The sequence below is a fragment of the Methylobacterium sp. 37f genome (assembly GCF_023093475.1).
Classification (GTDB): domain Bacteria; phylum Pseudomonadota; class Alphaproteobacteria; order Rhizobiales; family Beijerinckiaceae; genus Methylobacterium.
In genome coordinates, this window is the sequence record NZ_JAGHKN010000033.1 from 13,280 (window position 1) to 24,624 (window position 11,345).

Genomic DNA, 11,345 nt, shown 5'->3' on the forward strand with positions numbered 1-11,345 from the left:
CTTGACTCGACGGAGCCACGCGCCTAACTCGGCGCCATCGTTAGCACTCACCTAGAGAGAGTGCTAACGGCCTGGGTTGAGCGCGCTGCCGCGCCGCATCAACGCCGTCCACGAATTTGAAGCAAGAGGGCAGCTCATGAAGTTCCGTCCGCTGCACGACCGTGTCGTCGTCCGCCGCATCGAAGGCGAAGAGAAGACCAAGGGGGGCATCATCATCCCCGATACCGCCAAGGAGAAGCCGCAAGAGGGCGAGATCGTCGCCGTCGGCCCCGGCGCCCGCGACGAGGCGGGCCGCATCAACGCGCTCGACGTCAAGGCCGGCGACCGCGTCCTGTTCGGCAAGTGGTCCGGCACCGAAGTCAAGATCGATGGTCAGGACCTCCTGATCATGAAGGAATCCGACATCATGGGCGTCGTCGCCTAAAGCGCGGCCCGCCTTCTTCCCTCGATCCTAGCTGAGTCCTTCGAGCGCGCTCTCGTTTCGAGCGCCTCAGGGCTCTCAACAACTTAAGGATTTGAACATGGCAGCAAAAGAAGTCCGTTTCGGCTCCGATGCCCGCGAGAAGATGCTCCGCGGCGTCGACATCCTCGCTGACGCCGTCAAGGTGACGCTCGGTCCCAAGGGCCGCAACGTCGTCATCGAGAAGTCCTTCGGCGCTCCGCGCATCACCAAGGACGGCGTCACCGTCGCCAAGGAGATCGAGCTCTCCGACAAGTTCGAGAACATGGGCGCCCAGATGGTGCGCGAAGTGGCCTCGAAGACCAACGACATCGCTGGCGACGGCACTACCACCGCCACCGTCCTGGCCCAGGCCATCGTCCGCGAAGGCGCCAAGTACGTCGCCGCCGGCATGAACCCGATGGACCTGAAGCGCGGCATCGACCTCGCCACCACCGCTGCCGTGAAGGACATCACGAGCCGCGCCAAGAAGGTCGCCTCGTCCGAGGAAGTCGCCCAGGTCGGCACCATCTCGGCCAATGGCGACAAGGAAATCGGCGAGATGATCGCCCACGCCATGCAGAAGGTCGGCAACGAGGGTGTCATCACCGTCGAGGAAGCCAAGACCGCCGAGACCGAGCTCGACGTCGTTGAGGGCATGCAGTTCGATCGCGGTTACCTTTCCCCGTACTTCATCACGAATGCGGAGAAGATGGTCGCCGAGCTCGAGGACCCCTACATCCTCATCCACGAGAAGAAGCTCTCGTCGCTCCAGGCGATGCTGCCGGTTCTCGAGGCCGTGGTGCAGACCGGCAAGCCGCTCGTCATCATCGCCGAGGACATCGAGGGTGAGGCGCTCGCCACGCTCGTCGTGAACAAGCTGCGCGGTGGCCTTAAGGTCGCGGCCGTCAAGGCTCCCGGCTTCGGCGATCGCCGCAAGGCCATGCTCGAGGACATCGCGATCCTGACCCAGGGTCAGATGATCGCCGAGGACCTCGGCATCAAGCTCGAGAACGTCACCCTCCCGATGCTCGGCCGCGCCAAGCGCATCCGCATCGAGAAGGAGACCACCACGATCATCGACGGTCTCGGCGAAAAGGCGGACATCGAAGCCCGCGTCGGCCAGATCAAGGCGCAGATCGAGGAGACCACCTCGGACTACGACCGTGAGAAGCTCCAGGAGCGCCTGGCCAAGCTCGCAGGCGGCGTCGCGGTCATCCGCGTCGGCGGCGCGACTGAGGTTGAGGTCAAGGAGAAGAAGGACCGCGTCGACGACGCGCTCAATGCCACCCGCGCTGCGGTGGAAGAGGGTATCGTCCCCGGCGGCGGCACCGCCCTCCTCCGTGCCCGCGAGGCCGTCCGCGCCCTCACCAGCGACAACCCGGACGTCCAGGCCGGCATCAAGATCGTGCTGAAGGCCCTTGAGGCGCCGATCCGCCAGATCGCCGCCAATTCCGGCGTCGAGGGCTCGATCGTGGTCGGCAAGATCACTGACAACACCTCTTCGATCACCTTCGGCTTCAACGCCCAGACCGAAGAGTACGTTGACATGATCCAGGCCGGTATCGTCGACCCGGCCAAGGTCGTGCGCACCGCCCTTCAGGATGCGTCCTCGATCGCCGGCCTCCTCGTCACCACCGAGGCCATGATCGCCGATGCTCCGAAGAAGGACAGCGGCGCCCCCATGGGCGGCGGCGGCGGCATGGGCGGCGGCATGGGTGGCATGGACTTCTGATACGTCCAAGACATCTGAGCACCGTAAACAAGGGGGTCGCCGAAAGGCGGCCCCTTTTTTCATGTTGTGACCGGACGAAAACGCGCGCACCGACGACGCAGCGCGCGGAGGTCTACGGGCTCAGACCAGCCCGAGATCGCTTGGGGAGACGTCCGGGAAGATGCGACCGAGACTGGCTGCATCGAGTCCGTAGATGCGCTGCAACAGACCACTCAGCATCGCCCGATAATCGGTGAGCACCGGATAGTCCCTGTTCTGGAACAGATGAGCTTCGTCGGCCCGAACCTGCGGACCGGCGATCCGGCCGCCCCGTACCCCGCCCCCGAGCACCCAGTAGACGCTACCGTGACCATGATCGGTGCCGCGATTACCGTTCTCGCGGAAGGTCCGACCGAACTCGGAAACCACGACCACGACAGTATCGGTCCAGCCGGCGCCGATCTCCTGGACGAAGCCGGAAAGGCCACGGCCAAGCTCTCCGATGCGGTCGGCGAGATAGCCGGTTGCACCGCCCTGGTTCACATGCGTATCCCACCCACCGACATCGACGAAGCCGAGGTTGAACTGGTCCCGCATCAGGCGGCCGATGCGACGGGCGGCCAATTCGAACCCCTTGGGCGAAACCGCGCCGCGATCCGCCTGTGCTTGGTGATCGGAGATCGTCCGATAGACCTCGTCGCGGACCCGAAAGCCCTCGTTCACCGCGCTTGCCAGGGGGCCGCCCGCGTACATAGCCCGGATCAGAGCGGCCTGCCTCTCGTCGATCCCCGGCTTGCCGATCCCGTGGATCGCGATGTTGGGCACGGGATCGGGTCCCCGGAAGATCAGGGGTGATTGCTCGGTGAAGGCGATCGGGCGCACCCGCGTCAATTCCACGGCGAGGCGCGCCATGAACCCGGATTGGTAATTTCGCGAATCACCGACCGTCTGTCCGAGTTCGATCGTGTCCTGCGTCTCGAAGTGGCTGCGCGTGACGTCGTTCGTACCGGCGAACGGCACGAAGGCCGCCTCTCCTTTCGCGTAGAGCGGCAGGATCGTCTCGCGCAGCGCCGGATGAAGGCTCCAGTCGGCATCGAGCGGGAGGGCTGCCGCCGGGTTCGCCGGATCGGGTCGAGCCACCGCCAGATTTGGCCGGGCTCGATAGTAAAAGTCGCTGCCGGTCGGGATCACCACATTGGCGGCGTCGTAAGCCCCCCGTAGGAAGACGACGAGAAGGCGGGCATCGGCTTTGGGCGCCGCCCACACCCGGCCCGCGACGGTGCTGGCACCGAAGGCGGCGGCAGCGCGGATGAGATCGCGTCTGTTCATTGATCCGCCTCCTCAATGCATGAACTCGGGGGAGGACAGGAACAACGTGTTCCAATCCTGGGGCGAGACCGCCCGACGCAAGGCGTCCCTCGTCCGCGGCGTGAGGGTCGCCACCAGCGGCCCGAAATAGAGACCATTCTGCAGGAGCGGAAAGGCAGGTTCCTCGACCGCATCAAGGGCGCCAGACTTGAACAGCCCCGCCGAGCCGGAGCCGATCTGGCGCGCGATCTCGAAGCGCGTCGTGAGCTGGCCGGGGCCGCTCCAGGCAGCAGCGTCGAGCGGATACCCGTCGGGTGTCGAGCGATTGAAGAGGCCTTCTCCGAGGCGATTCAACCAGTTCTGGACTGGGGTCGTATTCAAAATGACCCGGTCGTCATAGGCCAGCCGCAGGGCCGAGAAAACATAGCGGACCGGATCCTTGAACCCCGAGCCGGCCGCGTCCATGAATTCGGGCGTGTGGACGAGCGCGCCCAGGACTGCCGCGGTATCGCCGTCCGTTTGAGTGAAGACCGCGGCAAGCCGATCGACGAGAGCATTCGAGGGCGAACGCCCCATCAGATAGAGGGCCATTGCCCGGGAAACGTTGCGGGCGGTCGCGGGATGCCGGGCCAGAACGTCGAGCGCCTCCTCGATCTCGGCATAGCCACGACTGTGGATGGTATGACCAAGCAGAACCTTGCTGCCGTAATCGTGCCGGGCCGGGTTGAACAGGAAGAGCCCCTTTCGGACGAGATCGCCCTGAAGCTCTGGCTTCACCCTGGGGTTTTCGGGCCGCGAATCGATACCGGCCCCCGTGAGAATACGAGCCAATTCCTCCACGTCGTGCTGCGCGTACCCCCCTCCGACGCCGAGGGTGTGAAGTTCCATGAGTTCGCGGGCGTAGTTCTCGTTGAGCCGACCAGCAGCATTCTCGACGTTATCGAGGTAGCGCAGCATCGCCGGGTGCTCGAGCGTCGCAGTCAGGAGATCGCGGAATCGCCCGAGGGCATGGGGGCGGATGGCGGTGTCGAGATAGTCGCCGACGAGGACGCGCAGATTGGCCTTGCCCTGATGCACGTTGAAGCGGTTGAACCAGAACCAGGTCATCCGCTCCCGAACCTGATCCGGCGCGTAGAGCGCTCGCAGAATCGTGGCGGTCAGTGATTGCCGGCAGGCGTCGTTCAAGGCGCCCTGATAGGCGGATTGAGCCGCCTTCTTGGCGTTCAGATCGGCGAGCCCATTCGCGGCCTTGGCTTGTGCGTCGAAAGCGACGACGCGATCGATCAAAGCGCCCTGCGGCTGGATCGAATGGATTTGGGCCTGAGCCACGGGGGGGAGTACCATCGCGTGGGACGGCCGCAGTTGCGCCGACAGCCAGGCTTCCCGCCCTTGCGCCAGCAGCGCGGAGAAACTCGTCGGCGTCGCTCCCCAGGTCAGCGCGTCGAGAAGCGCAAGGTCCGACGACGGTGACCCGACGGGCGCTGCAAATACCGGCCCACAGGTCAGGATTGCCCAAATGAGAGCAGTGCGAACGATGGCCGCGTCACACAACCTCAACATGAGTCGCCCCCTTCGGCTTATCCGTAAGGTGCAACTCGCCGAGGAAACATGGCGGTGGAATGTCGGGGAGAAGGCAGGCGCGGCGGAGAAACCGACAGGAAACCAGATTGTGGCCTACCGCCTGCCACCTGTCGGCCCCCCCTTCGAACTTGGACCCAACCCTTCGGGACGGTGCACTTACCGGCCGAAGATGCCCTTCAGGAACTGGGCGGTACGATTACGCTTTTTCTTGCGCTCGAGTTCGTTCGCATCCTTGACCCAAGCCACCTGCACGACGCGACGCTCGCCCTCGAAAGGCTCGTGGCCGTGCCAGGAATTGTCAGCGCGAAGGAACGCGAACATCGTGCCCATGGTGGGAGGGACCTCGACCGCGAAGGGTTCATAGTTCTTGCCGTCATAAAGTACCCGCAGGCGCCCGGCCGCCGGAGCGTCCCAGGCGTCGTTCATGTAGATCAGCATCGTCATCACCTTGGACGGGCCATCGGTGTGGATCGAGCCGTATTTCAGCTGACTGCGCTTCATGATGGTGGTGAGGCGCGGACATGAGACGAGATCGATGCCGAACTTCTCACCCATGATCCGCGAGAAAACGTCGCTTTCCAGTTCTTCGATCAGCGCTTTGAAGCGGCCCTTCAAGGCGACCTCGTCGACGGTGAGATAGCCGGGCTTGGCGATCGCCGGAAAATCCTGGCGGATCTCATCGACGGCTTCCGGCTTCAGAACGTCGTTTCCGAGAAAGAAGCTGTAGGGCTCCCGCGATACGGGAGCGGCACGCACGGCATCGAGATTGAGGATCGACAGTCCCGTCATGGCTCAGACGTTCGTCCATTCCGGCGGACCGAACCGTTAGCCGGTGGTCGCGCACTGGGTTGAGCGCCCGCGGGGCGCAATCTCGGTGGATAGAGCGCGCGATTGCGGCAAGCGGACGGCAACCCCTTTCCGCGTCACACGGAAACTGCCATGCTTGTCCGCATCGAAACAGAGGAACGGCGCCGCGTATCGTGACGAGATGCCTCGCACTCGCCCTCTGCGCCATCCTGGTGACGCCGGCCAGTGCTCAGAATCCCCTCCCCTCGACCCAGCGTTTGACCTGCGCCGATGCCATGGCCTTGGTGAAGGACAGAAGATCGCTCTGGATCAACCCCGGCAACGCAGCCGCCGAGCGCTTCGTACGGGACCGCAGTCAGTGCAATCTGACGGAGATTGCAGAACTGCGCTTCGTTCCGACACGCGATAACCCGGAATGTCCCATCGGCTATCGTTGCCGCGAGCCCGACTTCGGTGACTGGGACTGGTAGCGGTTCCGTCGACGCGGGCAGAAGCCGAGCTGCCGGAGGTCGCAGGGCAGCGCCACGATCTCGCCACGACCGGACGGCAATGCCACCGGCAATCCGTGCCGTCTTGGCATCCAGCCATAAGAACAATGACAAGGGGAGGCGCACGTGCCCGCATTGAGGACAGGCCTCGGCCTGCAAGCCGGGATCACGGCGCTCTTCGCTCTCGCTCTTCTGATCCTGCCGGGCGTGTCCACGCCGCTGTATGTCAGCCTCAGCGGCTTCGCCATGGCGGCGATCCTCATCGCGTCCGGCAAACTCTCCGACTACCTGAAGGTTTTCGTGTCGGTCTACGGGATCGGCTACGTGCTGCTCGCGGGTTCGAAAACGCTGGCCGCCATGGGCATCCTGCCCGCCGTCGTGGCGGCACTGCTGCCCCCAGCCTTCGCTGCCACGGGCGCCGTGGTCTTCGCCGGCGTGGTCCTCGCCATCTCACATTGGAAACCGGTCCGCGACATCACCCTGATCGCCGACCCGTATTTTGCAAACCGAGACAAGCCGACCAAGGAGATCGGCCTGTTCCGCTGGTTCGGGCGCACAGAGGGTCAAATCGGCCAGCGGCTCGTCGCGCTGTCGATCTTCGTCAATTTTGCGGACGTCGCGCTGACGCTGCGGTTCAACTTTTTTTATCGTGACCTCTACAACTCCATCCAGGAATACGACCAGCAGGCTTTCTGGTATCAGCTGGCCTGGATCTTCGTCCCGCTGGCCCTCCTGAACATCGCCATCGGCATGTTCGACCTGTTCGTCGATTCCTCGTTGCACATCCGCTGGCGCACCTGGCTGACCCACAGCCTCTACGAGCGCTGGCTCGGCGCCGGTACGCACTACCGTATTCCCTTCACCGACGAAGATGCCGACAATCCGGATCAGCGTATCCAATCCGACGTGAACGCCTTCATCCAGCAGACAGCTGGCGTATCAATTCGCCTGTTGTCCCAGGCGGCTCAGCTCGTCTCATTTATCGTCGTGCTCTGGACACTGAGCCGCGATTTCGTCCTGCCCTTCACCGACATGGTGATCCCGGGCTTCCTGGTGTGGCTGGTGATTGCTTATGCGTTGGTCGGAACATGGCTCACCCATCTGATCGGGCGTCCCCTCATCGGGCTTAACTTCCGCCAGGAGCAGGTCGAGGCGGATTTCCGTTTCTCGCTCGCTCGAAACCGCATCTACTCCGAGCAGATCGCGCTGCTGCGCGGCGAGCGGGCTGAGAGCACGCGGCTCGCCACCCTGTTTCATGCAATCATCGACAACTACGTCGGCATCATCTTTCGACGCATCAAGCTGATCGCCTTCACCTTCAGCTATCGGCAAGCCAGCGCGATCTTCCCGCTGGTCATCGCCGCGCCGTCGTTCTTCGCCAAGAAGATCACCCTCGGCGCTTTGCAGCAGACGTCCAGCGCCTTTGGAAGCGTGCAGGAATCGCTGAACTTCTTCATCACCTCCTATCTGACGCTGGCTTCCTACAGGGCGAATACGATTCGTCTTGGCTCGTTCAAACGGGCAATGACGAAAGCGGAGGCCCTCTCAGCGGCGGGGTATGGCCTCGTGCAAGGCAACGAAACCACCGGTGAGGTGGTCGCCCGGAACCTCACGCTCGCCCTTCCGGACAACCGCGAGATCGTTACGGCGGAACGGCTGACGCTCCAACGGGGGAAAGCGACGCTGGTCACCGGCCCATCCGGCTCCGGCAAATCGACGCTGTTCCGCGCGATCGCTGGGGTTTGGCCCTTCGGTCGAGGTCGGGTCGACGTCCCGGCTGGCCAGTCAGCCCTCGTCCTACCACAGCGGCCCTACCTCCCGCTCGGTACGTTACGTGGAGCGGTGGTCTACCCGAACACAACGGATCAATTCACGGATGCGGCAATCCGAGACGCACTGGTCGCGGCACAACTTCCGCAATTTGCCGACCGGCTCGACGAAGTGGATAGCTGGGACCGGCGCCTGTCCGGTGGTGAGCAGCAGCGCCTCGCCATCGCCCGGGCTGTCCTGACCAAACCGGATTGGCTGTTTCTCGATGAAGCCACGGCCGCCCTTGATGAGCCCAATGAAGCTGCGATCTATCGCATGCTACGGGAGCGACTTCCTGGCACAACAATCGTGTCCATCGGGCATCGCTCGACCCTTCATGCCCTCCACGACCGGCGCATCGACATGCAACCGGTCGACGACGGCCGGTTCACTCCTCGGGAGGTTTCCTCGACTGTCGTCGCTCAGTAGAGGTCAGCGCAGAAAGGTCAGTGCAATCGGTGCCAGGATCGCAGTGAGGAAGGCATTCAAGCCAAGGGCGATCCCCGCGAACGCGCCGGCAACCTCGTTGACCTGAAAAGCACGTGCCGTTCCAACCCCATGCGCAGCAAGGCCCGCTGCGAAGCCGCGAGCGCGCATGTCCCGAATGCGCAGAACGTTCATCAGCGGCGTGACCAGGATACCGCCCGTCATTCCGGTCAGCATGACGATCACGGCCGCCAAGGTCGGGTCGCCCCCCAAAGTCTGGGCGATCCCCATGGCCACGCCAGTGGTCACCGACTTCGGCGCGAGCGAAATGATGACCTCGCGAGGAATGCCGAACGCTTGGCCAAGAAGCAGGGCCGAGCCCAGAGCCACTACGGAGCCGACGATGAGGGCCGCCGCCATTGGAGCGAGCGAACGCAGCACGGTGGCGCGATATTCATAGAGCGGAATCGCCAGGGCAACCGTCGCAGGCCCCAGCAGGAAATGCACGAACTGAGCGCCATCGAAATACGTGGCGTAGGGTGTGCCGGTCGTCTCCAGAACCGTCGCCGTGAGGGCTATGGCCATCAATACGGGATTGGCCAAGGGATGACGGTTGGTTGCCTGAGCGATCCGATCGGCCACGACGTAGGCCAGTAGCGTCACCGTCAGCCAAAGCAGCGGCGTACGCGAGAGATAGACCCAGACAGCAAAATCCGGGGTCACGGGTGCGCCTTCGGTTTCGCCAACGCGTACGAGACAGCGACGAACGTGACCGCAGTGGCTGCCAATGTTGCCACCGTCGAGATTAGTACGATCGCACCGAGGGCCACGCCCTGTGCGGCAAGGACGTCAAGGCGCCCGACAATGCCGGCTCCCGCCGGCACGAACATCAGCGAGAGATTGGCCAGGAGCCCCTTCCCGGTCCCCTCCAGGCGGCCATCGATCAGCGGGAGCGCTAACAGGCGTGGACCCAATCGTGGTGCCCGATCTCTTAGGATCAAAAACAACAGGAGCAGCGCCATTCCGATCAGGGGTCCCGGCACCGGTAACCCGGTGGCATGGGCCAGGGCCTCGCCGCAAAGTTGCGCGAAAAGAATCAGGGTCAGGCAGAGGATCATCGCAGCAACCCAGTCAATTCAGGGCAAGTGGCCCTTCCGCGGCAGCGCGCCGCGTATCGGCTATGGCAGCCTCGTCGAAACCGAGCAGACCGCCCAGGCGGTGCACGAGCGCCTCTTCGAATTCGTGAACAACGCCGTCCGCACCTGCAACGGACCAAGCCATCGCCAGCAGCCGCCCTCTCCGCTCCTTGTCGACGGCGTGGCCGATCATCTCGACCAGTTGCGCCATATCCCGGGTTTCGGCGTCGAAATCGGCGGCACGAGCGATCAAGACCTCGGCTTCGCTCCGGGTCTCGGTGAAACGACCTTCGACAAGGCGGGCAAGCCGTTCCGTCTCTTCCGGAGCCAGGACGCCATCGGCGCGCGCGACGTGAACAAGGAGTGCGATCGCAGCGAGGCGCTCATCGGCCTCACCGCCAGCGTGCGTAGAGTCTTTGAGGCCGAGTGTATCGACGGCGTAGGCACGAAGGCGGGCGATCAGGGACATCAGAACCTCAAGCGTCGCTGGAAGCCTTCGGGGGCAGCTGATGAGACGTCAAGCATCGGCTCAGACGTATCGGACAATGCCCGTGACCGTGTCAGAGATGCATCGTTTCCCGCCCTTTCACCCTGGCAGCAGGATTCAGAAAGCTTGCCATCCGCAGCGCCGCCCGATATGACCCACCACCACACGGTTCGGCTTGGCTTCAACGCCCGTCGCGGAACCGAGCCGCAATAGCTCAGCTGGTAGAGCACCTCATTCGTAATGAGGGGGTCGGGGGTTCGAATCCCTCTTGCGGCACCACATACCTCATTCGTTTCGAAGTCGTATGTGATACCGCGAGCAGGCATCTGCTCTTACATTCTCAATACATTGGGACTGAATTCCCGGCCTCTTAGACGGCCGGGAGCACGACGTAAAAAGGGGAAGCTACAAGCAGCGCTCCCCCGTTTTCGTCTAGGCCGCTCTCGTTGCCTTAGCGCTGGCCAGCGTGATCGCCGTCGCGCATGTTGCCAGTCGGTTCCTGCACGTGGGCCTCGAGGAACCAAAGCTGCTTGTCGACCCCGCGCGAAACTTCGGTCAGGAGATCGGACGTGCCAGCATCACCGGCCTCATCCGTGTCATCGATGTTCTGGCGCACTGCGTTGGCATAAACGCCATAGCGGTCGATGAGCGCTGCAAGATGATCAGCGACGGCATAGGCATCGAGGGGATAGGGCGCGAGCTGCGATCCTGAGGCCACGGATGTGGCGGTGCCACGTGCCGTCCCGCCGAGTTGGGTGATTCGCTCGGCCACTTTGTCATTGTAGTCATCGAGTTCCGTGCGGAAGCCATCGAGCATCTCGTGAATGCCGATGAACTGAGGTCCTTTCAGGTTCCAGTGAGCCTGTTTGACATCAAGGGCTAGATCGATCCCATCTGAGAGACGGGCGTTCAGCACATCGATCGACACCTTCTTCGCGTTGGACTTCGTACCGTTCTGGGTCTCATGGAGACGCTGATTACCGGCTTGGGACTTGGAATCGGCCATTCGGATGGTCCTTCAGTTTCGTAAAGAGCACACGACCAAACTCAGATCCCGAGCACATGATGCGACGATGCCTCGAATTTGGCTGAACATGATCACGATTGGGCAGCGATCAGCGCCTCCCGTTCGATCTGTCTGCCATTCAAC

The 11,345-nt window shown here is 63.2% G+C and carries 11 protein-coding genes and 1 tRNA gene; 5 read left to right on the forward strand and 7 right to left on the reverse strand.

What is annotated here, in order from left to right; genetic code table 11:
- Positions 1 to 136: 136 nt before the first annotated feature.
- Both groES and groL read left to right on the forward strand, forming a co-directional pair.
- Positions 137 to 424 carry a co-chaperone GroES gene (gene groES, locus J7U37_RS18955; protein ID WP_055886789.1) on the forward strand — a complete coding sequence of 96 codons (288 nt, stop codon included), beginning with the start codon at positions 137 to 139 and terminating at the stop codon, positions 422 to 424.
- 97 nt (positions 425 to 521) lie between these two features.
- A complete protein-coding gene (gene groL / locus J7U37_RS18960) occupies positions 522 to 2,174 on the forward strand; it encodes a chaperonin GroEL (RefSeq protein WP_056189806.1) in 1,653 nt (550 codons plus the stop codon).
- A 120-nt stretch (positions 2,175 to 2,294) separates the two neighbouring features.
- On the opposite strand, the gene J7U37_RS18965 is transcribed toward groL, so the two are convergent.
- The 3 genes from J7U37_RS18965 to J7U37_RS18975 form a co-directional block, all read right to left on the reverse strand.
- Positions 2,295 to 3,482, reverse strand: a complete 1,188-nt coding sequence (locus tag J7U37_RS18965; protein ID WP_247636697.1) for a DUF1501 domain-containing protein — start codon at positions 3,480 to 3,482, stop codon at positions 2,295 to 2,297.
- 12 nt (positions 3,483 to 3,494) lie between these two features.
- Positions 3,495 to 5,021, reverse strand: a complete 1,527-nt coding sequence (locus J7U37_RS18970) for a DUF1800 domain-containing protein (protein ID WP_247636698.1) — start codon at positions 5,019 to 5,021, stop codon at positions 3,495 to 3,497.
- Positions 5,022 to 5,198: 177 nt separating this feature from the next.
- Positions 5,199 to 5,831: a 2OG-Fe(II) oxygenase gene (locus J7U37_RS18975; RefSeq protein WP_247636699.1), complete on the reverse strand. Its 633-nt coding sequence runs from the start codon at positions 5,829 to 5,831 to the stop codon at positions 5,199 to 5,201.
- A 191-nt stretch (positions 5,832 to 6,022) separates the two neighbouring features.
- On the opposite strand from J7U37_RS18975, the gene J7U37_RS18980 reads away from it, so the two are divergent.
- Together J7U37_RS18980 and J7U37_RS18985 are read left to right on the forward strand one after the other, a co-directional pair.
- A complete protein-coding gene (locus tag J7U37_RS18980; protein WP_082503598.1) occupies positions 6,023 to 6,319 on the forward strand; it encodes a hypothetical protein in 297 nt (98 codons plus the stop codon).
- A 144-nt stretch (positions 6,320 to 6,463) separates the two neighbouring features.
- Positions 6,464 to 8,575, forward strand: coding sequence for an ABC transporter ATP-binding protein/permease (locus J7U37_RS18985; RefSeq protein ID WP_247636700.1), 2,112 nt, complete (start codon positions 6,464 to 6,466; stop codon positions 8,573 to 8,575).
- A gap of 3 nt (positions 8,576 to 8,578) precedes the next feature.
- Here the strand turns inward: J7U37_RS18985 and J7U37_RS18990 are convergent, their stop codons facing one another.
- Genes J7U37_RS18990 through J7U37_RS19000 form a run of 3 tightly spaced genes read right to left on the reverse strand, consistent with a single transcriptional unit; the run spans position 8,579 to position 10,177 of the window.
- Entirely contained in the window at positions 8,579 to 9,295 is a 717-nt protein-coding gene (locus J7U37_RS18990) for an LrgB family protein (protein WP_247636701.1), read from the reverse strand.
- The gene (locus J7U37_RS18995) at positions 9,292 to 9,690 is read right to left on the reverse strand and encodes a CidA/LrgA family protein (protein WP_056189791.1); all 399 of its coding nucleotides are present in this window, start codon (positions 9,688 to 9,690) and stop codon (positions 9,292 to 9,294) included. The genes J7U37_RS18990 and J7U37_RS18995 overlap by 4 nt, the downstream gene beginning before the upstream one ends.
- Before the next feature lie 13 nt (positions 9,691 to 9,703).
- Entirely contained in the window at positions 9,704 to 10,177 is a 474-nt protein-coding gene (locus J7U37_RS19000; RefSeq protein ID WP_247636702.1) for a TerB family tellurite resistance protein, read from the reverse strand.
- A 221-nt stretch (positions 10,178 to 10,398) separates the two neighbouring features.
- Between J7U37_RS19000 and J7U37_RS19005 the strand changes: the two genes are divergently transcribed.
- Positions 10,399 to 10,474, forward strand: a tRNA-Thr gene (locus J7U37_RS19005).
- A 172-nt stretch (positions 10,475 to 10,646) separates the two neighbouring features.
- On the opposite strand, the gene dps is transcribed toward J7U37_RS19005, so the two are convergent.
- On the reverse strand, positions 10,647 to 11,201 hold the full coding sequence (gene dps, locus J7U37_RS19010; protein ID WP_056189785.1) for a DNA starvation/stationary phase protection protein Dps: 555 nt from the start codon (positions 11,199 to 11,201) through the stop codon (positions 10,647 to 10,649).
- Between the last annotated feature and the right edge of the window lie 144 nt (positions 11,202 to 11,345).